This window comes from Catenulispora pinistramenti (genome assembly GCF_018274385.1).
GTDB lineage: Bacteria > Actinomycetota > Actinomycetes > Streptomycetales > Catenulisporaceae > Catenulispora > Catenulispora pinistramenti.
In genome coordinates this window covers 54,738-76,440 of record NZ_JAAFYZ010000022.1, presented here as the reverse complement: position 1 = coordinate 76,440, position 21,703 = coordinate 54,738, and the positions used below count along the sequence as shown (strand labels likewise).

Below are 21,703 nucleotides of genomic sequence, written 5' to 3'. Positions count from 1 at the left end.
CCCGCCCACTCGTGCCGCCGCTCCGCCGCCGCTGGGCGGTCCGCCGCCGCAAGGCCCGCCGATCAGCCCGCCGCCCGGCGCCGTCACCCAGATCGACGGCACCCGGCTCGGGGTGCGGCCGCCGTTCGGCGACCCGCGGACCACCTACATCCTCAACGGCGCTGGCTGGCCGGCCGGGCAGACCGTCACCGTCACCTTCCTCAACGCCGCAGTACCGCCGGACAAGACAGTCGTCGACAGCAGCGGAACGTTCAGCGTCGCGCTCGATCAGGGGGCTGGTTCGTTGCTGCTGCCAGACGGGCGCTACCACGTGCGGGCCTCGTCGGGTGCCCGGTCGCTATCGGTGTCGTTCGTGGTCGGGCCGCCGCTGAACTAGCGGTACACGGAACGCGGAACACGGAACGCCCTACGGGGTCCCGTAGTCTGCGTCGCATGCGGCGTGTCTGTTTCCTGTTGAAGGTGAAAGCCGAACTCGTAGCCGAGTACCGCACACGGCACGAGACGGTGTGGCCAGAGATGCTGGCGGCGCTGAGCGAGTCAGGCTGGCGGAACTATTCACTGTTCCTCCGGCCGGACGGTCTGCTGGTCGGCTACCTGGAGACCGACGACTTCGCCGGAGCCCTCGCGGCGATGGCGCAGACCGACGTCAACGCCAGATGGCAGGCTGAGATGGCGCACTACTTCGAAGGGCTCGACGGCGACGCGGCAGACGCGGCGATGGTTCCGCTGACCGAGGTCTTCCACCTGGCCTGAGCGCTTCCGTTAAAGCAGAGTTCTGGGAAGATTTGCCGGAAGCTCAGAGCTGGCGCCGCGCCGCCACCGCTTCACCCCGATCAACAGCTAGCACCCCACAGCCCTGTACACGGATGCTCATCAACCGTGCCGGGTAGCTGATATGCAGCGGGTAGCTGATATGCAGCGGGTAGCTGGGTCGTGTCGAGGGGGCTCTAATGGATCTCTGGCAATCGCTCGTTCTTGCAACCGTCGTCAGCACGCTTACGCTCCTAGCGTCCTTGTTCGGCATGCATTCGCAGGTGAAGGAACAACGCAGAGTCCGAGACCATGACCTCACGCGAGAAAGCCAGCTCCGTCTCCATGCCGACCGAGTCGCCACCTACACCGCGTTCTATCGCGAGGGCGGCAACATGCGACATGCCCTGGGACTGCGGACCGGCGCACCTGACGATCAGGATCTCAAGGCGCCCGCCATAGAGCAGCGAGCAGCCCTGTGGCGCGCATGTACATCCGTCACTCTCGTCGGCTCCCGCGAGGCTGCCCTGGCCGCTTGGGACTTACTCGACTATGCGACCAACGTCGTGAAGTACAAGACCGAGCTCGACCTGCGCCAATACACCAAGCTCATCTGGGGCTTCGTCGACACGGCACGACGCGACCTGCAATTTCCAGATGCACCGGACACACCAGCCGTCGGGCTTTGGGAACGGCGTCACGCAGCGAAAGCGCTCGCCGAGACCGAAGCCTTTCCTCCTATTAGCTGAGTCCGGAGGCGCAGGCTACGCAGCGTCGAGTGTCGCAAGCCAAGCCTGGTAGTCCTCGATGCCGTGCAGATACCGGCCCGGGGGACGCACTTGGCGTACACGGCCGGCCCCGTCCAACGTCTCATGCCAGGTCCGCTTGGCACCGGTCGCCGGATCCCATTCACGGACCAGGCGACGGCCCACCATTTCGCCGGGGTTCCTGGCCGGATCGACTTCGCCGTAGTAGCGGATACGACCATCCTCGAGTTCCTTGAACCCGTCCTGACCATATTTTTTGGCGCTTCTGACCTATGTGTGGGTCACGGAGGGTGGCGAGAGTGGGGCACGCCGTCTCTGGCCTAGGGTTTTGGACTGTCTAGGTTCAAAACAGCAGGTTCGGAGAACGGCGTGCGAAACAAGAGCATATAGGGTGCCCTGCTCGGGCTGGAAGACGCGGTGGTCGAGGACGTCGCGCTTGATGAGGTATCCGGGCAGGTCGTGGTGCATGTTCGGGCGGGGTGGCAGGCCCGGCGGCGGTGCCGTTGGTGTAGAGCTCGCCGTATTGCTGGCCTGTGTTCTTGTCGTAGCCGACCGCTGTGATGCCGCCGGGGGGCTGTGGCGGCGAAGATGTCGTGGGGGCTGAGGGTGGTGACGCCGAGGAAGCCTGCGGACAGGGCGTTGGCGGGGGCTGGCCTGGGCCTGGTGCCAGGCGTTGCCGTCCCAGTGCTCGGTCAGGATCGGTGCGCCTAGTTGGCCGGAGTCGCCCGGGTCGTTGTCGCCAACTAGGCAGGCGTCGTGGGGACTGGCGGCGAACAGGGCACTGATTCCGCTGCGGGTGGAGTCCATCGTTCCGGGGCGGTGCCCGCGGGTCGCTGAGCTTCAGCGGCTAACGTCGGCGTAACGTGCAGTCGTTCGAGGCTGGGAGTGGCGGAGCTGTGAGATTCGGACTGCTGGGGCCTCTGACCGTGGTCACGGACGAAGGGCTGTCGGTCACGATTCGGGGCAGGATCAGGCGCGCCGTTCTGACCTGCCTGCTGCTGGAGCCCAACCAAGTGGTGAGCGTGGATCGGCTGTGTGGCGCGGTGTGGGGCGACGCGGTGCCGTCGGCCGCCACGGCATCGCTCCACAATCACGTCATGCACGTACGGAGGCAGCTCGGATCCCAGGCGGGTGCTCGGATCCGCACCGAGTCGCCGGGCTATCTGGTGGAGGTCCGGAACGCGGAGCTGGACGTCGAGGTCTTCGAGAGCCTGTGCGCCGAGGGGCATCAAGCCGCGCTGGCACAGGACTGGGGCCAGGCCTCCGTCGTGTTTCGGGAGGCCCTGGTCTTGTGGCGCGGCGATCCCTGCCCCGATCTGGTGGAGGCGGGGACGGCGGCGTCGCAGGTCCACGGGCTGTCCGAGACCCGGCTGGCCGCTCTGGTGGCGCGAATAGACGCCGAGCTGCGCCTGGGACGGCACGGAGAACTCGTTGCCGAACTGCGGATGCTGATCAACGAGTATCCGCTGCGGGAGATGCTGCACGAGCTGCTGATGCTCGCCCTCTGCCAGGCGGGACGCCGGGTAGAGGCGATGGACGCGTTCCTCCAGCTGCGCAAGACGCTGGTCGACGAGCTCGGCGTGGAGCCGTCCGCGAGGATGCGGGACCTGTACCGGCGCATGCTGGACGCGGATCCGACGCTCGACACCAGCTCCGAGACCGATGTCGGCCCCGATTCCGATTCCGACTCAGGCCCCGACGCCGCCCAAGACCAGCAGCCAACCGCCGCGTCGACCCTCCCAACCTCCAGCATCCACTTCAGCGGACGAGCGAGAGAGCTCCGCGCGATATGCGACCACCTGGCAGCCGCCGAGCGCGAAGCCCACACCGTCCCCATGCTCGTGCTCTCCGGCCTGGGCGGAATCGGCAAGAGCGCACTGGCCGTTCGCGCCGCGCACACCCTCTCGGCCGACTACCCGGACGGCCAGCTCTTCATCAGCCTGCACGGCACCAGTAGCGTGCCCCGAACCGCCGCCGAAGTGCTCGGCAACCTGCTGCGCGAGCTCGGCGTGCCGAACTCTGACCTCCCGTCCGACGAGGAAGGACGCGCCGCCCGCTTCCGCTCCCTGACCTCCGGTCGCAGGCTGCTGATTGTCCTGGACGACGCTCGGGACGCGGCCCAGGTCCGTCCGTTGCTGCCCGGTAGCGGCTCGTGCGCCGTCCTGGTGACCAGCCGGCGGCGCCTGCCCGGACTGGTCGACGCCATCCCCATGCACCTGGACGCGCTGGCCCCGGCCGAAGCCCTTGAGGTGTTCACCGGCATCGTCGGGACCGGGCGGGTGGACGCCGAACCCAGGGCCACCGCTCAAGTATTGGGCTACTGCGGCGGCCTGCCGCTGGCGCTGCGGATCGCCGCGGCCCGGCTGGCGTCCCGGCCGGCCTGGACCGTGGCGATGCTCGCGACCCGGCTGGACGGCGAGCACCGCCGGCTGGACGAGTTGCGGGTCGAGGACCTGGCGGTGCGGGCCAGCTTCCAGATGAGTTTCTCGAACCTGCCGGGGCAGCCGTCGTCGGAGCCCTCGGCGGGCGGGCTGACCTGTGCGGTGGCGTTCCGCCTGCTCGGCCTGCTGCCCGGTTACGAATTCGACGTCCACGTCGCCGCGGTGCTCTTCGACCAGAGCCTGGAGCAGGCCGAGGACCTGTTGGCCACGTTGACCGATACCAGCCTGGTCGAGACGACCGTCCCCGGCCGCTACCGGCTTCACGACCTCCTACGTGTGTTCGCAGTGGAGTTGTCGAGCGCGGAGCTGACCGAGCAGGAGCGTGACCGTACCTCACGCCGCCTGCTCTCCTGGTACGCCGACGCGCTGTTGGCCGCGGTCCGCCTGATCGGCAGGAGCAAGCGGATGCCGCCCGGCACCGAGCAGGCGATGGGCGAGCCGCGCTGGCAGGTCCCGGAGTTCGCCGCCCACCGGGACGCCCTCGCCTGGTGTCAGGCCGAGGAGGACCATCTGATCTGGGCGCTGCACACGGCTTCAGCGCGGGAGTGGCACGATGTCGTGGTCCGTATCGCAAGCCTGATGTGGTTCTACTACATCGTCGCCGGAAGTCATGCGCCGTTCGCGACGACCCAACGTCTGGGAGCCGACAGCGCGCTGGCGCTCGGCGACGAACCCGCCTACGCCTGGCTGCTCACCGGGCTGGGCAGCGCGCTGAAGCAGGCCGGCGACTACGAAGAGGCGATCGACTGCTTCCGCAGTGCCCTGACGATCAGGCAGCGGCTCGGGGACGAGCGGGGCCTGGTGAGCGTCCAGAACAACATCGCCAGCGCGCGCTACCTGCAAGGCCGCTACGACGAGGCGCTGGTGTGGTTCGGCCAGGCCGAGGCCGGCGTCACCGCGATCGGCGACCTGGCAGCGCTCAGCATCATCCTCAACAACGCCGCCGAGACCTGCAACGACATGGGCGACCTGCCGGAGGCCGTGGCCAAGTACGAGCGCTCGATCAAGCTGTGCGTCCAGACCCGGAATGTGCATCAGGAAGGCATGGCCCGGACCGGGTTCGGCGAGACGCTGCGCCGAATGGGCAGGCTCACCGACTCGCTGGAACAGCACCGGCTGGCGCTGGCCATCCAGGACGAGCTCGGCAGCGATCATCGTCAGCTGCTGACCGCCCTGGACCGGCTCGGCGCCACGTTCGCGGACCTCGGTCGCGTCGAGGACGCCCGGCATTCGTGGCAGGAGGCGCTGGCCCTTGCCGAGCGGACCGCAGACCTGCGGGCCGCCGAGATCCGGGCCCGGCTTGAGAGCTACAACTGACCCGAGTCAGGCTTCTGCATAGGTCACGCGGCCCGCGAACCCGTCCGTTCCCGAACCGCGAGCAATGGAGCAACGAAATAGGGCACCAGGACGACCACCGCGCAGACGATCGGTTCCCAGAAGCCGAAGGTGCCAGGCGAGTGATCCGCCAACGCTGTCCGCAGCCAGCTGCCGACGTGCCAAACGCCGGGGATGACGATCACGACGAGGCAGGCGGCGGACAGGACCGCGCCGACCAGGAGCAGCCAGCTGTACCAGCGAGCCACCCGCACGTCGGCCCGACCGGCCCGGTCCAGTTCGGCCCGCTGCTCGCCGTCGAGCCGGCCGAACTTGGCGCGCAGCGTCAGCCGGGCCACCCGGCTCAGGTCCAGGCAGTCGAAGCCGAGCACCAGCACGCCGTACAGGTCCGAGCGCAGGAAGATGACCAGCTGCATCGACATCGCCAGCACCTGCATGTCCGCCTGCCCGGCCAGGAAGCCGAGCAGCGTGGCCGGGGCGTGCCAGTGGTGGTGCAGCGCGGTCCAGCGCAGTGCGAGGTTGGCGGCCAGGACCGTCGAGTCGAAGGCCAATCCGGCGAGCAACGGCCCGAACCTGGCCCGCCGCGACACGGTTCGCAGGGCACTGAGATCGGTTTGCAGGACCAGGATGTAGCCGCGGCGGCCGACCGCGATCCCGGCCGGTACTCCGGCTCGGCGACCGGCGATCCAGTGCGCGCCTTCGTGCCCGAAGGCCAGCACGATCTGCGTCGCGGTGAGCAGGGCCAGGCTGAGCAACGGGTCGTGCAGGAAGTACAGGGCCGCACCGGATGGCCGCAGGGCACGGTCGAAGACGAGCGCGAGGAAGTCGGCGACGAACACCAGTGCGTAGAGGGCCCATGCCGGGCGGCTGAACGCCGGGCCGAGCAACCGGACCGCGGCCGTGCCCCAACGGCCTCCGGTCCGGTCCGAGGCGGCGGCCGCGGCGGTCTCGACGTCGCCGACCTTCGCCACGAAGCCGAGACCGATCAACGCCTCCGCGAAGTCCGCCACGTCGATCTCGGTGCCGGTGGTGGCCAGCACGTGCGCCGCGGTCTCCTCGATGGTGCGGCCCTCTCCCAGCGCCTCGATCACCGATCCGGCGACGGCCGGCAGGACGACGAACTCGCCCTGCGCCGGATCGCCCACCATGATCTCGTCGTCGGTGCCGTGCGGCTGAATGCTCAGGGGGCGCAGGACCAGGCGGATGTCGCCGGTGAGGGCGGGCGCCTCGGTCTGCTCGCCGGCAACGGTCTCCTGGGTCTCCTCACCCGCCACGGCCGCCTCGGAAACGGAGGTCATCTCAGCCTCCTTCCACAGCGGACCGCGCGGGGGCCGTCGCGCAGACCGGGCAGTCGGCGACCCGCTCCCACTCGCGCTCACTGGACTGCCCGGACGCCAGATCCACGATGTGGTAGCGGCCCGCGGACACCGGCTCGGCGAACCGCGTGAGATAGCGAACGATCTCCAACGAAATCAGCCCCATGAGATGGAGCACCACCGGACCGGTCGAGCGGTTCGCGGAGGGCAGGTCCCCCTCGAACCGGTTCACCAGAGCGGCCAACTCCCCCGCCTTCGCGGCCTTCTCCGACGACTGGCAGCGCCAGCAAGCCGAACGGCCCGGATCCACCGACCAGTACGCGAGCTGGCTGCCTTGGCCGCCGCCGGAAACGTAGGGGATGCCCGCCGCCACGCAGGCGTCGTTGACCCAGTCCGCGGCCGCGACCGGCTGGTCGATCCCGGCGAGCACCAGATCGGCGCCCGCGATCAGCGCCGGTACGTCCTCGGGGCCGCTGACCCGCTGGAAGACCGTCTCGACCGCGATCTCCTGGTTGAACGCGCGCACCCACTCGGCGGCCCGCTCCACCTTGGGCCGACCGATGTCCTCGGCGCGATAAGTGAACTGGCGCACCAGATTCTTCGATTCGACCAGATCGAAGTCGACGAGCCGCAGCCGGCCGACGCCGAGGCCGCACAACGCCTGGAGCGCGGCGGACGCACCGCCCACCCCGAGCAGCACCACGTGCGCGTCGAGGAGTTCGCGCTGGAAGTCGGCGGGACGCCGCGCGAGTGAGGCGTAGGTGGCGAAGAATTCGAGGTTGCTCGAGTAGCGCTCACGCTGCCACTCGGTGAGGCCGTCGGGCGAGGCGTCGAAGAGCAGCCCCAACTGGTCGAAGACTTCGAGCGCCTTCTCGACGTCCGACGCGTCGAGCTCCCAGGGCCCGGCGGCGGCGAGCGCCGTCGCGAGTTCGGCGACCGGTCGGCCGCCCTCGGCCAGAAGCTCAACGAGCCGTTCCAACTGGCCGGCCTCGTCGCCGAGCACGATCTCCTCGACCGGGTCCTCCACGAGGATCCGCAGATCCGCGCCCGCACGCTCCCACAAAGCGTGTTTCAGCTTCGGGATCATCGGCCCTGCTCTCCTTGCGTCTGGTCCGGCCGGTGGCACGCGACGAGCGGCCGGGCCCGGTGGGTCCGGCCGCCGTATGCGTGGCGTCGGAGTCCCCGTGGCCCCCGCTGTCGCGATTAGAGCTTCGGCGGCGGCATGTAGATGGTCGCCTGCACCTTCTCGACCTTCTTGACCTCGATCTTCATGGTGTTCCCTCCTTCCCGTGCTCGCTGTGGCCAGCTTGGCGACCAGGCCTAACAAGCGCGTAACACCGGTGTATCAACGCATCGGCCCGCCCGGCCGGCGGGCGTTGTCATAGCGCGGTTGCGACCGAATCAATACGCTGTGTCGTGGTAGTCGACGTCCTGTTCGATCCATCCAGGTGGGGAACCGTGACCAGTCTGATCATCCAGCTTCCGGACCGCTTGTTGGAGTTGGAGCGGGAGCAGGAGGTGAGCTTCGGGCGCGGGGGCCGCGGCGGGGCGGTGGACGTGCGGTTCGACGATCCGGCCGTGTCGCGGCTGGCCGGGCGGATCCGCGCGGTGCAGGACTACTGGACCATCTCCAACTTGAGCTCGCGGGCCACCTACATCGTGGAGAACCCCGAAGGCGGCGGCGAGTTCCTGAAGGTGGCGCCGGGGCGGCTGAACATGCCGGTGCCGTTCGAGATCTCGCGGCTGGTGGTGCCGGGCCGGGACGGCCAGATGTCGGTGACCGTGTTCGCGCCCGAGCACGTCTACGTCACCGACGCCACGCACCACGGCGCGTTGACCACGCAGGTGGCGTTCGTCCTGAACGAGAGCTCGAAGTACTTCCTGGTCCTGGTCGCGTTGTGTGAGCCCCGGCTGCGCGACGGGGCGTCGGTGATGTTGCCGAGCGTGCCGCAGATCGTCGAGCGGCTGCGGCATCTGGAGTCCTGCCGTGATCTGACGCGGTCCGCCGTCAACTTCCACATCGACTATCTCGCGCGCACCAAACTGCGGGTGCGGGACGCCGTCGCGGAGAGCGGGGAAGAGAAGGCCGACTGGCAGCGGGCCGCCCTGGTGTCCACCGCGCTGCGGTTCAACCTGGTCCGTGAGGAGCATCTGGGACTGTTGCCGTCGCGGGTGCCGCGTTCGGGAGCGGCCCCGACGGAGATCGCCCATCCGCAGATGATCGAGACGATCGCGCCGCGCAAACGGAGGTGAACGCCCCCGATCGGCAAGCCGTCCGGCTCCGGGATCGGCGGCCGACCGCAGGTCAGCGACAGATCGGCGGGCATCCTGGAGGCTTACAGGTATCGGCGCGCGCCGCCCGGTGCTGCCATGAAGCTGTGATGGCTGACATCACGCCACGGCGGATACGGGAGGCGGAACGATGGGGAGTGCCGACAGGCTGACGGGCGACCGGCTGGCCACCTGGTTGGAAGCGCTGAGCCCGGTCCTGGACCGGCTGGCCTGGTTCGTGCCGCAGGACTTCAGCCACGATTTCTCGGTGGAATCGCTCGACTCGCTGGAGTGGGTGCTGGCGACGCAGCTCCCTGACTTCGGCGCGCCGGAGGCCGTCGACACCGGGCTGGCCGACTCGGCGGCGGCGTATCTCGGCGAGGCGCTGATGCGGGTCGGCGGCGGGCGTTGGGTGTGGGACGAGGATCCGGCGGGCCCGGCGGGGAGTCGGCCGGTGGTCCGGTTCGACGACGCACTCGGCCTGCCGCCGATGTCCCCGCTTCAGCTCATGGCCCGGGCCCGGGACGCTGGCACGGGGACGGTGTTCCGGGCCGCCCTCGCCGATTTGCAGGAGACGGTCGGCGGGTATCAGGCCTCGCATCCGGGCTGGACGCCGACGACGGTCCACAGTTCCAGCGTCGATCCGGTGGCGTTCGACGAACTCCCCCCGCCGGACCCGTGGCTGAGCCGTTGGTTGGCCTCGCGCGCGGCGGACTTCCCGCGTTGGGCGGACGAGACCGGCGACCCGCGGGAGTGGCAGTTCACGCTGGAGACGATCGACGGGCTGGAGCGGCTGTTCCTGGACCGGTTCGGTACCGTCGAGAAGTTCTCGGCGCCGGCGAGCCAGGGCTTCGTCGCCACCGCCTCGTGGCTCCTCGGTGAGATCTTGCGCAGAGCCGCCCCGGACAGCGTGTTCTGGCGCTACTACCCGGTCCCGCCCGGGTACGCCGATGCCGCCGACTACTTCAAGCAGGTCGGCTACCCCTGTGTCGGCTCGCCGGTGATCGGGCGGTTCCCGGACCTCGAACTCCTCGACCCGCGGGTGCTGCTGCAGATCGTGGTCGAGGAGCGCCGGCCGGGGTGGCTGCGGATCCGGATGGACGATTTCCTGACGCCGGCCGTCCCGGAGACGGGATCGGACCGGATGACGACGCGCTCTTGAAGCAGACCCGTCCCGGATGACGGCGCCTTGCACGGCGCCTCACCGGACCCGGACCGTCCCGGATGACGGCGCGTGCTGCCCGCGATGTGGACAGTGGCATGATTATTCGGCGAGTCGTATATAGTTACACCCATGTCCAAGGTCCTCACGTCTCTGCCAGCAGGTCAGCGCGTCGGCATCGCCTTCTCCGGCGGGCTCGACACCTCGGTCGCGGTCGCGTGGATGCGCGAGAAGGGCGCCGTGCCCTGCGCCTACACCGCCGATCTCGGCCAGTACGACGAGCCGGATCTGCCCGGCGTGCCCGGGCGCGCCGAGGCCTACGGCGCCGAACTCGCCCGCCTGGTCGACTGCCGTGCCCCGCTCGTTGAGGAAGGCCTGGCCGCCCTGGCGTGCGGTGCCTTCCACATCCGCTCCGGCGGCCGCGGCTACTTCAACACCACCCCGCTGGGCCGCGCCGTGGCCGGCACCCTGCTGGTGCGGGCGATGCTCGAGGACGACGTCCAGATCTGGGGCGACGGCTCGACCTTCAAGGGCAACGACATCGAGCGCTTCTACCGCTACGGCCTGCTGGCCAACCCGGCGCTGCGGATCTACAAGCCGTGGCTGGACGCCGACTTCGTCAGCGAGCTCGGCGGCCGGGCCGAGATGTCGCAGTGGCTCACCGAGCGCGACCTGCCCTACCGGGCCAGCGCCGAGAAGGCCTACTCCACCGACGCGAACATCTGGGGCGCCACGCACGAGGCGAAGTCCCTGGAACACCTGGACACCGGCTTGGAGATCGTCGAGCCGATCATGGGCGTCCGGTTCTGGGACCCGCGGGTGGAGATCGCCGCCGAGGACGTCACCATCGGCTTCGAGCAGGGCCGCCCGGTCAGCATCAACGGCAAGGTCTTCGCCACCGCCGTCGATCTGGTCCTGGAGGCCAACGCGGTCGGCGGCCGGCACGGTCTGGGGATGTCGGACCAGATCGAGAACCGGGTGATCGAGGCCAAGAGCCGCGGCATCTACGAGGCCCCCGGGATGGCCCTGCTGTTCATCGCCTACGAGCGCCTGGTCAACGCCATCCACAACGAGGACACCGTCGCCGCGTACCACAACGAGGGCCGCCACCTGGGCCGGCTGCTGTACGAAGGCCGCTGGCTGGACCCGCAGGCGCTGATGATCCGGGAGTCGCTGCAACGCTGGGTCGGCCGCGCCATCACCGGCGAGGTGACGCTGCGGCTGCGGCGTGGCGAGGACTACTCGATCCTCAACACGACCGGCCCGGCACTCAGCTACCACCCGGACAAACTGTCGATGGAGCGCACCGAAGGCGCGGCCTTCGGCCCGGTCGACCGCATCGGCCAGCTGACCATGCGCAACCTCGACATCGCCGACTCGCGGACCAAGCTGGAGCAGTACGCGCGGCTGGGGATGGTCGGCGCCGGGGCGGGACCCGCGGCGGCGGAGCTGTCCGGCGGCGGCACGTTCCCGAGCGAGCTGATCGGCGCGATGACGGACGGCGGGGCGCAGACCATCACGGCTCGGGCCGGTGCCGAGGTCGAAGACGAGGAGCTGCTGGACCACGCGGCCTTGGAGGCTGGGAACGACTGAGCGTCCGACGCGGCAGGAGTCGCGTCGGAAGTCACGCTTGAGCCACGTCGCAAACCACGTCGCAAGCCACGTCGGAAGTCACGTCGCAAGCGGTGTCAGGAAGCGCGTCAGGAATCGAAGACCATCTCGGTCACGATGCCCGGCACCCGCGCTCGCAAGGGATAGAGCACCGTAGCGTGCCCTTGATGCACCCCTCGCGCAGCGCCGGTGCCGGCCGTCACGGTGAAAGTCACGTCCTCGCCGTAACGGCTGGTCACCCGTGACGTCACCTTGACCGTCGACGGATCCAGCGTCCCGTTGTAGGTGAACGACCGCGCGAGCCCGACCCAGTCCCACGAGCTCAGGTCCCCGGGATACATCACCACCGTCCCGTCGGCTCCGCGGTGGCCCCACTCCGGATCGGACGACGTCAGCGGCCGGTAGCGCATCGGATGGCGCCAGTCCGCGTAGATGAGGAACACCGAGGAGTTGTTCCCCTTGATCAGTTCCTCGGCCTGCGTGAACTCTCCCGACAGGATGTCCTCGGCGGGCACCGCGCGATCGGGCAGCTCGGCGTGCGGATCCCCGGCCAGGGCCGCGGCCGCCGACGGCGCGGTGGGCACGGCGCCGGCCATCGACGCCGAGCCGTGCGTGGCCGACCATCCCACGAGCACCGCAAGAAAGGCGACGCTGGAAAGACCCAGAGCCGGAACCCGACGCCGACCGCGCTGCCACCACGTGTCGACCGCCGGAACCCGGTCCGAGCGCAGCGTCCCGTCGCCGACCGCCCCGCCCCGCAACGCGGCCGGGGCCAGCCGGTGGAACAGCGCGCCGACCGCCAGCCCGGCCACCGGGAACATGATCGCCTCGTACCGCATGTGCGAGGGGCTGACCCCGGCGAGCATGACGAGGTAGGTCCCCGCGATCGCCCCGAGCAGGACGCCGGAGACGACGTCGGTGAACCGGATCAGCACGAAGATCAACGCCCCGGCCAGCAACGCCGACAGCGCCTTGTCCCCTTGCAGCATCCCGAGCACGTCGACGCGCGTGATCGTCCACGCCACCTGCCCCGGGTCCGCGGACACCTGCGACATCTGCGATCCGGTCCCGCTGCCCGCGAACCGCCCCTCCAGCAGGTGGACGAACACCGTCGTCCCGACCACGATCGCGGACGGCCACAGCCAGTCGTTGCGCCACCGGCGACTCCGCCCGCGTCCGGGGAACGCGACCGCCCACGCCCAGCCGAAGAACGCCAGACCCGCGGCGGTCGGCATCACCTGCCGGCTCAGCTCCAGCAACACCGACAGCAGCGCCAACAGAATCAAGTTGTGCGGGCGAGCGCGCCGCCCCAGCGGCAGGTTCAGCAGAATCAGCGCCAGCACCGCGATCGCGACCGGATCGGTGACCGCCTCGGCCAGCGTCATCATGAACCCGCACGCCCCGAGCACCCCGCCCGCGGCCAACGCCGCCGTCGGCCCGTAAAGCCGCTGCACCAGCCGGGTCACCGCCCACAGCATCACCGCGAACGCCACCATCGCGGCGATCGGCATGCCCTCGGTGATACCGAACACCGCGACGAACGGCACGGCCAAGAACGGGTACAGCATGCGCGACTGGACCATCAGCCACGTGGGGTCGCTGTGCGCGAAGTACCAGGACTCGGCGACGGTGCCGGAGTTGGCGAACTGCTTGCGCAGCGCGTCGGCGTCGCTGAAACCCAGGTCACGCAGCGCCATCGTGACGTAGTACCGGCTGTCCGGCGGGAAGGCGTATGCCGAGTAGTGCAGCCGCGCGTAGTAGCCGAAGACCAGCGGGACGAGCACGATCAGCAGCACCGCGGCGTTGACGCCGAGGATGTCACGGTGCACCAACCGGTCGAACCGCGCGGTGAAACGGTTACCGGCGCCTACGGGATCGGAGGCGGCCAAATCCTCTTCAACCGGTTCCGGCTTTGGCTCTGGAAGCGAACCGGCCGCAGCGGCGAGCTCAGTATCCGACGTCATGCCCCGCCCCTGACTGTGCCCCGGTTGAGTGCCAGGAAGCTATCACGCGCTTCCACGACTAGGTCACAGGACAACGCCTGTATAGGTGGGCAGGGCCTCTCGCGCGGCTAGGGTGCCGCGGCGTCGCCCTCAGAGCCGAAAGCGGACTGGTCTTCTTCCTTCGGCTCTCCATGTCCGGCCAGCCCGCGGATCTCGTGCGCGAGCCCGAAGGCCGGGCCGCCGATCAGCTCCCAGGTGCGGGCGATGCCGATCAGGAAGAACACGATGACCAGGATCGCGACGTTGTCGACCGCGTCGGTGTCGTGCGGCTTGGCGATGATGGCCAGGCCGAAGCCGAGCTGGAAGGCGAAGGCCGCGGTCAGCGTCGCCAAGAAGGCGACGTCCCGCCGGTACCGCCACTTCAGGGCGTGGGCCCGCACCAGCGAGATCATCGACGCGGCGACGAACATCAGCCCCACCACCGACACGCTCACCGTCGTGTATCCGACCTTCTTCCCGGGCAGGATCGCGAACAGCGAGACCGCCAGCGCGTTGGTGAAGGCGGTCAGCGTGCCGGACGCGCGGAGCCGGTAAGCCCGGGCATCGACATGGTGGGAGAGCCGGTCACCGGAGACCGAGATCGCGACGAACAGCAGACCCACCAGCGCCCCGGCGACGCCGGCGGATGTGGCGAAGAACGAGTTCAGATCTGACGGTGTCACAGATGAAGTTTCTCAGACCTCGGGCCAAACGATGACCGCCGCGCCCGGCACGTCCACCTCGCAGCGGTCGCCGATCTCCGGCTCCTGACCGCTGGGGACGGTGACCGTCAGTTCGTGGCCGACGGTGTGTCCGATGCTGTCGATCGCGTCGCCGTCGCTGTCGATCGCGTCGCTGCCGTCGTCGCCGCCGAGCCGGAGCAGCAGCTCGGCGACCGGCCCGAGGTGGGCCACGTCGTCCACGATGGCCGCCGTCCCACCGGCGGCGACCAGGCGGACGTCGTGCGGCTGGACGCACCAGGCGACCGCGGTGGGCGCCTTCGTGTGCTGCCATGCGGGAGTGTTGAGGGCCGCCTCGGGAAGCGCGATGCGCAGCGGCCCGCTTGCCAATACCCCGTCGGCGCCGACGTGGCCGTGTGCGATGTTGCGGACCCCGAGCAGCCGGGCCGCCGCGGGGCCGGCCGGGTGGGTCAGCACCGCGCGCGTGGGGCCGTCCTGCAGCACGGCGCCGTCGGCGAACAGCAGCGTGTCCTGCGACAGCAGCGCCGCGTCGTCCGGATCGTGCGTCACCAGCACCGAGGTCAGCGTGGTCTCGCGCAGCACGGTGCGCAGCAGCCGGCGGAGTTCGTCGCGGACCGGGGCGTCCAGGCCGGCGAACGGTTCGTCGAGCAGGAGCAGCCGGGGCTCACGCGCCAGGGCCCGGGCCAGGCCGACCCGCCGCGCCTGGCCGCCGGAGAGCTGATCGGGATAGCGATCGGCGAGGTCGGTCAGCTTGAGCCGGTCCAGCCAGAACGCCGCCAACGCCGGATCGGCGCCGACGCCGAAGGTGACCTGCTCCCAGACCCGCAGGTGCGGCAGCAACGTCGGGTGCTGCGGAAGGTAGCCGATGCCGCGTCGCTCGGCGGGCAGCGCGGCCAGATCGCGGCCGCCGAGGGAGATCTCGGCGGCCTGCGGCTTGAGCACTCCGGCGAGCAGGCGCAGGGTCGCGGACTTGCCGGAGCCGGAGGCGCCGAGGATGGCCAGGTTGCGGCCCGCCCCGCGATGCTCGACCGCCAGTCCGAAGCCGCCGAGGCGGGCCGCCATCGCGAAGTCCAGGACAGGGCCCTGCGACAGAGCCGGGGGGCGGGGGGCCGGGAGCCGGACCGGTCGGCGCCGGTGCGCGCGCCGGGCCGGCCCGCGGTCGGCGATCAGCAGGACGACCAGGGCCGCGCCGAGCGTCACCAGCACCGGGACCGTGGTCGCGGCCAGCCCGGTGCTGCTGAACTGGACGTAGGTGAACACCGGCAGGGTGTAGGGGTGGTAGGCCAGCACGATCGTCGCGCCGAACTCGCCGAAGGCCCGCAGCCAGGCCAGCAGCATCCCGGCGCGGATGCCCCGCGCGGCGATCGGCAGCGCGACCCGCAGCGTCCGGGACAGCGTGCCGTGGCCCAGGGTCGCCGCGACGTCCAGTTGGGCCGGGTCCACCGCGGCGAAGGCGGAGCGCGCCGAGACCACCAGGAACGGCGCGGCGACGAAGCACTGGGCCAGCACGACGCCGGTGGCGCTGTCGGTGAGCGCGCCGTTGAAGAACTGGCCGATGGTCGTGTACGGGCCCACCAGGTAGATCAGCAGGATGCCGCTCATCAGTGGCGGAAGCGCCAGCGGCAGCTGGACCGCGACGCCGAGCGCACCGGCGGTGCGGCTGCTGGAGCGGGCCAGCAGATAGCCCAGCGGCACGCCGAGCAGGGTGACGACGGCCGTGCTGATGGTCGCGGTGATCAGCGAGGTCCGCAGCGCGTCGCCGACGCCGGGCGCGGCGGTGGCCGAGCCGCCCTGGCCCGGTGCCCGGACCAGGAACGCGACCAGCGGGACCAGCAGGTAGGCGACCAGCAGTGCGGCCAGCCAGGGCAGCGGGGTGCGCAGCATCCGCGCTCCCGGGCTCCCGACGGCCGACCGCGCTGTGCCCGCTGTGCCCGCTGTGCCCGCTGTGCCCGCTGTGCCCGCTGTGCCCGCCACTGTGTCAGTACCCGGCTTCAGGAGGTTCAGCCGGCGCTGAGCAGGGTCTGGAGCTGTGCGGGCACGGATCCGGCGGCGCCGGTGACCTTGACCGGCAGCAGCTGCAGACCGTGCTTGGTCATGAAGGCCTTGCCCGCGTCGCTGAACAGGTACTGCACGAACGCGATACCGGCCGCGTTGTCCGGCGCCTTGTTCAGGACGCTGACGGTGTACGTCGCCTGGAGCTTGATGTCGCCGAGGCTGACCGTCGGGATGTTCAGATCAGCGGCCTCGCTGGAGTAGAAGAAGCCAGCGTCCAGCTGCCCGGACTGAAGGCGACCGACCAGCTGCTCCTCGGGGAACACCTGCACCGCCGAGGAGGGGATGTTGTCCTTGGTCAGCGCCTGCGCGGCGAGCTTGCCCTTGGGGTCCAGCTTGGGGTCGGTCGAGCCCATCTTGAAACCGGCCTCGGTGATGACCTGGTTCCACGGCTTGGACTTGATGTCGGCGGCGAACTTGCTCTTCGGGTTGTAGGCGATGACCAGCGGGGCGGTGGCGAAGGTGGCGTACCAGGTCTCCCAGCCGCCGTTGGCGTCGCCGATCAGGCCGGTGTTGGCGTCGGTGGCGGCGCTGATGAAGACGTCGGCCTGCTTGACCTTGCCCTTGATCTCGCTGACCAGCTGGGTGGAGCCGGCCGCGTCGCCCTGGAAGTCGCCGCCGGTGGCCTTGTCGTAGGCCGGGCCGAGGTCGTGTTCCATCAGGTTCGCCAGCGAGGCGGCGTAGGCGACCTTGACCGGGCCCGGTGCGGACAGCGCCGAGGAGGATCCGGTGGCGGCCGAGGACCCGGAGGTCGATGCCGAGGACGGTGACGACCCGCTCTTCGGCGTGCTCTTCGAGCTGCTGCACCCGGCTCCGGCCAGCAACAGGCCGACGGCGATGGCTGCGGCGACTGGCTTCTTCACGAACGCCCCCTTCGGGTCTTCACGATCTTCTGCTGGCTTCTACTAGCGGCTGCTGGCTGCTGCTCGACGGTCGCGGACAGCGCGCGGCCTCCCGCACTCCGGCCAGCGGGCCTCAGCCCTCGTCGGCGTGCTTGCGGGCGGTCCCGGCGCGTTCCACGACCACGGTCGTCGACTTGATCACCGCGACCGCGGTGGCGCCGACCCGCAGATCCAGCTCGTCCACGGCCTCCCGGCTCATCAGCGACACCACCCGGAACGGCCCGGCCTGGATGTCGACCTGCGCCATCACCGCGTCCTTGGTCACCGCGGTGATGATGCCGCGCAGCCGGTTGCGGGCCGAGGACACCTCCGAGCGCTCGTCGGCGGACGCCGCCAGCGACGCGGCGAACGAGGCGAGCTCGGGGCCGGGGATCACCCGGTGCCCGTTCTCATCCCGCTGCGCGGTCAGCCGGCCGGCGTCGGCCCAGCGGCGCACGGTGTCGGCACTCACGCCGAGCAGTTCGGCGGCCTCACCCATCCGGTAGACGTCCACGCCGGTGAGCTTACATCGCAGACGCGAGGGGGAAAGGCCTGAAGACCTTGCATTTCCATTACGAATGGCGCTTAGTGACCCGCAGGTGCTTTGACACCCCTTGCTTCCGGCCAGGTGCGGCCTACTGTGGATCGTGGGCCGCACCGCCGGTGGGACGCGAGCGCGGCCGCGAGGAGGGATCCCATGGTCGCTGAGCACATCGGCGCGATCGGACCGGCCGTCGACGGGGCGGCTCGGCCAGCTCAGCCAGCCCAGCCGGGACGGCTCGTACGGCTCGGCGGCGAGGTGCGGTCGCCCCGCGTCCTGAGCGTCCCCGAGCTGTGGTCGCTGCCGCGCCACGAGTGCGAGGTGGAGTTCACCTGCCGCAAGAGCGGGCCCCGCCGGCATCGGTTCGCCGGGCCGCTGTTGCTGGACGTCGCGCGGCTCGCCGAGCCGGCTTTCGTACCCGGGGAGCGGAAGGACCGGCTGCGGTTCCTGATCTCGGTGCGGGCCGGCGACGGGCACCGGGTCGTGTTGTCGTGGGCTGAGATCGATCCGGAGTTCGGGAACGTGCCGGTGTTGCTCGGGCTCGCGCGGGACGGCGGCGCCTTGGACGCGGAGGGACCGCAGCTGGTCGTGCCGGGCGACGTCTGCGGCGCGCGGCATGTCAGCGGGGTCGCCGACGTGCGCATTCGGAGCGATTCAGGGGACTGATCGTCGGCCCGCGGCGTGTTTGTCGGGTGCGGCGGCGCGTTGTCGTGTGCGGCAGCGTGCTTCAGCGCTTGTAGGCCGGTTCCGGGGCCGGAAGCGGGTCCGGGTTGGCGAGCACCCAGCGGACTGCCAGCTCACTGAGTCGCCTGACGTGCTCGTCGGGGTTGTTGCGGCCGTAGGCGGAGGCCAGTTTGGTCGCCTCGGCGAGTTCGGCTTCGGGGAGCGGGACGCCGCAGGCCAGGAGGGTGGGAACCGTGCGGGCCATCGTCCGGAAGTCCTGATCCCAGTTGATGCCGCCGTTGTCGAGGACTTCGTGGGCCAGGCGGCCGGTGACGCGGATGGCTTCGCCTTGGGCGGTGGCGGCCGGGCCGCTGCTCGGGACCAGCGTGTCCCAGAGTTCCTGGTGTTGGTCGGGCCAGGTTGCGGCGGTGACGGTGATCGGGGACGTGCCGTCGTGGGTGCGGCGTGGCGCTACCGGGGTGACGTCGAAGAGCTCGTACAGGCGGGTCAGCGCGGCATCGGTCTCGGCCAGGTAGTCCGGGTTGAAGCCCGCACGGTGGAACTCGAAGCGCTTGCCGATCTCCTCGACCCGCCGGCGCATCCGCTCGTTGGTCGGGGTTCCGGCCGCGAGCAGGACTTCCGTGATCTCGGCCATCCTGGGCAGGTCGGCGTTGGAGCAGGACGCGAGTGCGTTCTCCAGCACGGACCGGCCGCCTTCGAGCTCCAGCGGGTCGGCGCCGCGGGCTAGGAGGAGGCGCACGGTCGCCGGCTTGTGGCCTTCGGCGGCTGCGCGGAGGACGGGGCGTCGTGAGGAGCGGAGGTCGGCACCGGCGTCCAGGAGGGCGGTGACGACCGGGTCGTTGCCTATGCGTGCGTGCTGCCACAGCGGGGTGTGGCCGTAGTGGTCGGGGGCCTCGATATCGGCGCCCTGGGCTACCAGCCAGCCGACCAGGGCCGGCGGGATGTCGTACATCCCGAGTGCGGTGGGGCCGTAGGCGTCCTGGTGGGCGTCGAGCTCGGTGGTCTCGAAGACTGCTTTCGCCGCGTCCAGGTCGCCGGAGCGGAGCGTGGCGTCGAAGTCCTTCGGCAGCCGCTTCTTCTTCCTCGCCATGCGGGCAGTATAGGGAGGGCCGCAGACATCAGGGTCCGGCGGTACCGCCGTTCCGGACCTCGGCGGTCGCCGAGCGATAGGCCTCGGTGGTGCGCCGGTACATGTCGAGCATGACCATGACCTGGTCCAGCGAATAGTGGGCCGCGACCTCGGCCAGGTGGCGCTGGGAGATCTCGGCGGCGGCGTGGTAGTCGGTCATGCCGTCCGGGAGGAGTTCGACGTAGACCGCGCGGCGGTCCTGGTCGCTGCGGACGCGGCGGACGTAACCGGCCTTCTGGAGCCGGTCGATGACGCGGGTCGCGGAGGCGGAGGGCAGGCCGAGTTCTTCGGCGATCGCGCCGACCGGCATGGGGCCGCGCGATTCGAGCAGGATCGCGGCGGCGATGTCAGCCGACTGCAGGCCCAGGCGGGCGGCGACGGCTTCGTTGTGGACCATGAGCGCGACCAGGAACTCGCGGAAGATGTCGGCTTCGGCGGGACCCGGTTGGAAGGCGGGGGCTTGTGCTTCGGCCTCTGCCGCTGTCTCTGCTTCTGCGTCGCTCACGGTCGCATTCTACTTCGGTTCGATGTATCTTCGAAATGGAGAGAATTCAAAGTGGAGATACACCGCAATGGAGGGGTTATGGACGTCATCGTGATCGGCGCGGGGCTCGGCGGGCTGGCCACGGCCCGGCGGTTGCTGGCCGACGGACATCGGGTGCGGGTCTTCGAGCAGGCTTCGGAGCGGCGGACCGGCGGCGCCGGGTTGGGGCTGTTCTGCAACGGACAAGCCGTGCTGCACGATCTCGGCGTGCGCCTCGACGGGCTCGGGCAACGGCTGGACCGGATCGACGCGCGGACTGCCGGCGGAACGCTGCGGACCCGGGTGAACCTCGTGCACGCCGCGCAGACGTACGGGTTCGACAGCCGTGCGGTTTCGCGGGCCGAGTTGGTGGAGCGCTTGTCGGAGGGGCTGCCCGCGGATCTTGTCGCGTACGGGAAGGCGTGCACGGGGGTGAGCCAGACCGAGCGCGACGTCACCGCGACCTTCGCCGACGGCACGTCAGCCACCGCCGACCTGCTGATCGCGGCCGACGGCCACCACTCCGCGGTGCGCCGACAGCTGTGGGGCGACGGCGCGGTCGTACCGGCCACGTTCGGGACCTGGCAGGGCCGCGGCCCGATGGACACCGACATCACCGACACCCATCTGCACTACATGATCACCGGCAAGGAGGGAGCCTGCGGCCTGATGCCGGCCGGGGGCGGGCTGGTGCAATGGTGGTTCGACGTGCGCTGGCAGCCCGGCGACCCGCGCCCCGAGAAGCCCCTGGAGGACCTGCGCCGCCGCTTCGGGCACTGGGCATCCCCGATCCCGGAGGTACTGGCCGCCGCCACCGACGACACCCTCGGCTTCTTCGGCCACCACTGGAACAAGGTGCGCCCGGTCTGGGGCGAGGGACGCGTCACGCTGCTCGGCGACGCCGCGCACACCATGCCACCGACTCTGGGGCAGGGAGCGAATCAGAGCTTTGAGGACGTGTGGGTCCTGGGAAAGGCGCTAGCAGCGGCCGAGCCCGCACAAGTGCCCGAGCGACTGCGCGAGTACGAGCGGGCGCGGTACCCGCACGCCGCGCTGGTGTCGCGGATGGCCAAGCGGAACCCGGCCAACCAGCGGATCCCGGCGTTCTTGGGGCGCCGGATTCCGGAGACGTCCTACACGCGGTTGCTGCGGAAGTTCAGTAATCGGCTGAGCGAGGCGGGCTGAATGCGGCGGCTGGGGTAATCGGGAGAGCCACCGCGATCAGCCGTGGAGCAAGTCAGGCGTCGAGGTCGGTGAAAGCCCGGCGATAAGGCGGCAGCACCCAGGCCAGCCGCCGGGGAGTCCACGATTCGGCGCTGTCGCTCAGCGTCAACGCGCCGGCCTTCCGCACAAACCAAGCGTCTTCGAACTCCCGGTGCAACACCGCGTCGCCGGCGACGCGGTCCAGCAGACCGAGCGAGAGGCGGACCCGCGAGTCCCTGACCCGAAGCCACGTCCCGTTCGCGGCGGTGATACCCGCCGAGAACTGCTCTGGTCCAGCCTCAGGATCGACCAAAGCCAACTCTCGCGCGACCACCGCGACCGCCGCAGCCACTT

The 21,703-nt window shown here is 70.1% G+C and carries 19 protein-coding genes and 1 pseudogene; 9 read left to right on the top strand and 11 right to left on the bottom strand.

The window, feature by feature from the left end; genetic code table 11:
* The 3 genes and pseudogenes from KGQ19_RS09530 to KGQ19_RS09520 all read left to right on the top strand — a co-directional run.
* A pseudogene (locus KGQ19_RS09530) lies at positions 1-376 on the top strand (hypothetical protein); the annotation flags it as partial.
* Between the two features lie 56 nt (positions 377-432).
* A complete protein-coding gene (locus KGQ19_RS09525; protein ID WP_212008711.1) occupies positions 433-753 on the top strand; it encodes an L-rhamnose mutarotase in 321 nt (106 codons plus the stop codon).
* A 197-nt stretch (positions 754-950) separates the two neighbouring features.
* Positions 951-1,499 carry a hypothetical protein gene (locus KGQ19_RS09520; protein WP_212008710.1) on the top strand — a complete coding sequence of 183 codons (549 nt, stop codon included), beginning with the start codon at positions 951-953 and terminating at the stop codon, positions 1,497-1,499.
* Positions 1,500-1,514: 15 nt separating this feature from the next.
* Here the strand turns inward: KGQ19_RS09520 and KGQ19_RS09515 are convergent, their stop codons facing one another.
* Entirely contained in the window at positions 1,515-1,685 is a 171-nt protein-coding gene (locus KGQ19_RS09515; RefSeq protein ID WP_212008709.1) for a hypothetical protein, read from the bottom strand.
* Between the two features lie 695 nt (positions 1,686-2,380).
* Here KGQ19_RS09515 and KGQ19_RS09510 point away from each other — a divergent pair.
* Entirely contained in the window at positions 2,381-5,275 is a 2,895-nt protein-coding gene (locus tag KGQ19_RS09510) for an AfsR/SARP family transcriptional regulator (RefSeq protein ID WP_307856377.1), read from the top strand.
* A 23-nt stretch (positions 5,276-5,298) separates the two neighbouring features.
* Here the strand turns inward: KGQ19_RS09510 and KGQ19_RS09505 are convergent, their stop codons facing one another.
* The gene (locus KGQ19_RS09505; RefSeq protein ID WP_212008707.1) at positions 5,299-6,591 is read right to left on the bottom strand and encodes a hypothetical protein; all 1,293 of its coding nucleotides are present in this window, start codon (positions 6,589-6,591) and stop codon (positions 5,299-5,301) included.
* 1 nt (position 6,592) lies between these two features.
* On the bottom strand, positions 6,593-7,696 hold the full coding sequence (locus tag KGQ19_RS09500; protein ID WP_212008706.1) for a HesA/MoeB/ThiF family protein: 1,104 nt from the start codon (positions 7,694-7,696) through the stop codon (positions 6,593-6,595).
* 371 nt (positions 7,697-8,067) lie between these two features.
* Here KGQ19_RS09500 and KGQ19_RS09495 point away from each other — a divergent pair, with 371 nt between their 5' ends.
* From KGQ19_RS09495 to argG, 3 genes are all read left to right on the top strand, one after another.
* Positions 8,068-8,862 (top strand): FHA domain-containing protein, encoded by a 795-nt coding sequence (locus tag KGQ19_RS09495; protein ID WP_212008705.1) that lies wholly within the window; start codon positions 8,068-8,070, stop codon positions 8,860-8,862.
* Between the two features lie 169 nt (positions 8,863-9,031).
* A complete protein-coding gene (locus KGQ19_RS09490) occupies positions 9,032-10,042 on the top strand; it encodes a hypothetical protein (RefSeq protein WP_212008704.1) in 1,011 nt (336 codons plus the stop codon).
* A gap of 132 nt (positions 10,043-10,174) precedes the next feature.
* Positions 10,175-11,635, top strand: coding sequence for an argininosuccinate synthase (gene argG, locus KGQ19_RS09485; protein WP_212008703.1), 1,461 nt, complete (start codon positions 10,175-10,177; stop codon positions 11,633-11,635).
* A gap of 107 nt (positions 11,636-11,742) precedes the next feature.
* Here the strand turns inward: argG and KGQ19_RS09480 are convergent, their stop codons facing one another.
* The 5 genes from KGQ19_RS09480 to KGQ19_RS09460 form a co-directional block, all read right to left on the bottom strand.
* Entirely contained in the window at positions 11,743-13,482 is a 1,740-nt protein-coding gene (locus KGQ19_RS09480; protein WP_212008702.1) for a hypothetical protein, read from the bottom strand.
* A gap of 242 nt (positions 13,483-13,724) precedes the next feature.
* The gene (locus tag KGQ19_RS09475; protein WP_212008701.1) at positions 13,725-14,318 is read right to left on the bottom strand and encodes a hypothetical protein; all 594 of its coding nucleotides are present in this window, start codon (positions 14,316-14,318) and stop codon (positions 13,725-13,727) included.
* A gap of 12 nt (positions 14,319-14,330) precedes the next feature.
* On the bottom strand, positions 14,331-16,220 hold the full coding sequence (locus KGQ19_RS09470; protein ID WP_212008700.1) for an ABC transporter ATP-binding protein/permease: 1,890 nt from the start codon (positions 16,218-16,220) through the stop codon (positions 14,331-14,333).
* A gap of 116 nt (positions 16,221-16,336) precedes the next feature.
* Positions 16,337-17,251, bottom strand: a complete 915-nt coding sequence (locus KGQ19_RS09465; RefSeq protein WP_212008699.1) for an extracellular solute-binding protein — start codon at positions 17,249-17,251, stop codon at positions 16,337-16,339.
* A gap of 112 nt (positions 17,252-17,363) precedes the next feature.
* Positions 17,364-17,768 (bottom strand): TOBE domain-containing protein, encoded by a 405-nt coding sequence (locus KGQ19_RS09460; protein WP_230418408.1) that lies wholly within the window; start codon positions 17,766-17,768, stop codon positions 17,364-17,366.
* A 198-nt stretch (positions 17,769-17,966) separates the two neighbouring features.
* Here KGQ19_RS09460 and KGQ19_RS09455 point away from each other — a divergent pair, with 198 nt between their 5' ends.
* The gene (locus KGQ19_RS09455; protein ID WP_212008698.1) at positions 17,967-18,476 is read left to right on the top strand and encodes a molybdopterin-binding protein; all 510 of its coding nucleotides are present in this window, start codon (positions 17,967-17,969) and stop codon (positions 18,474-18,476) included.
* Positions 18,477-18,537: 61 nt separating this feature from the next.
* Here the strand turns inward: KGQ19_RS09455 and KGQ19_RS09450 are convergent, their stop codons facing one another.
* Positions 18,538-19,584, bottom strand: a complete 1,047-nt coding sequence (locus KGQ19_RS09450) for an ankyrin repeat domain-containing protein (RefSeq protein WP_212008697.1) — start codon at positions 19,582-19,584, stop codon at positions 18,538-18,540.
* A gap of 28 nt (positions 19,585-19,612) precedes the next feature.
* Complete coding sequence (locus KGQ19_RS49455; protein WP_212008696.1) at positions 19,613-20,128, bottom strand: MarR family winged helix-turn-helix transcriptional regulator; 516 nt, start codon at positions 20,126-20,128, stop codon at positions 19,613-19,615.
* A gap of 78 nt (positions 20,129-20,206) precedes the next feature.
* Here KGQ19_RS49455 and KGQ19_RS09440 point away from each other — a divergent pair, with 78 nt between their 5' ends.
* On the top strand, positions 20,207-21,331 hold the full coding sequence (locus KGQ19_RS09440) for an FAD-dependent oxidoreductase (RefSeq protein ID WP_212008695.1): 1,125 nt from the start codon (positions 20,207-20,209) through the stop codon (positions 21,329-21,331).
* A 52-nt stretch (positions 21,332-21,383) separates the two neighbouring features.
* Here KGQ19_RS09440 and KGQ19_RS09435 read toward each other — a convergent pair whose 3' ends face one another.
* Positions 21,384-21,701 carry a SitI3 family protein gene (locus KGQ19_RS09435; protein ID WP_212008694.1) on the bottom strand — a complete coding sequence of 106 codons (318 nt, stop codon included), beginning with the start codon at positions 21,699-21,701 and terminating at the stop codon, positions 21,384-21,386.
* Positions 21,702-21,703 lie beyond the last annotated feature (2 nt).

What these genes read in the sequence shown, in the direction of transcription:
- KGQ19_RS09525 (WP_212008711.1), top strand. Translation starts at nt 433, where the DNA reads ATGCGGCGTGTCTGTTTCCTGTTGAAGGTGAAAGCCGAACTCGTAGCC.
- KGQ19_RS09520 (WP_212008710.1), top strand. Translation starts at nt 951, where the DNA reads ATGGATCTCTGGCAATCGCTCGTTCTTGCAACCGTCGTCAGCACGCTT.
- KGQ19_RS09515 (WP_212008709.1), bottom strand. Translation starts at nt 1,685, where the DNA reads ATGGTGGGCCGTCGCCTGGTCCGTGAATGGGATCCGGCGACCGGTGCC.
- KGQ19_RS09505 (WP_212008707.1), bottom strand. Translation starts at nt 6,591, where the DNA reads ATGACCTCCGTTTCCGAGGCGGCCGTGGCGGGTGAGGAGACCCAGGAG.
- KGQ19_RS09500 (WP_212008706.1), bottom strand. Translation starts at nt 7,696, where the DNA reads ATGATCCCGAAGCTGAAACACGCTTTGTGGGAGCGTGCGGGCGCGGAT.
- KGQ19_RS09490 (WP_212008704.1), top strand. Translation starts at nt 9,032, where the DNA reads ATGGGGAGTGCCGACAGGCTGACGGGCGACCGGCTGGCCACCTGGTTG.
- argG (WP_212008703.1), top strand. Translation starts at nt 10,175, where the DNA reads ATGTCCAAGGTCCTCACGTCTCTGCCAGCAGGTCAGCGCGTCGGCATC.
- KGQ19_RS09470 (WP_212008700.1), bottom strand. Translation starts at nt 16,220, where the DNA reads ATGCTGCGCACCCCGCTGCCCTGGCTGGCCGCACTGCTGGTCGCCTAC.
- KGQ19_RS09460 (WP_230418408.1), bottom strand. Translation starts at nt 17,768, where the DNA reads ATGGGTGAGGCCGCCGAACTGCTCGGCGTGAGTGCCGACACCGTGCGC.
- KGQ19_RS09455 (WP_212008698.1), top strand. Translation starts at nt 17,967, where the DNA reads ATGGTCGCTGAGCACATCGGCGCGATCGGACCGGCCGTCGACGGGGCG.
- KGQ19_RS09450 (WP_212008697.1), bottom strand. Translation starts at nt 19,584, where the DNA reads ATGGCGAGGAAGAAGAAGCGGCTGCCGAAGGACTTCGACGCCACGCTC.
- KGQ19_RS09440 (WP_212008695.1), top strand. Translation starts at nt 20,207, where the DNA reads ATGGACGTCATCGTGATCGGCGCGGGGCTCGGCGGGCTGGCCACGGCC.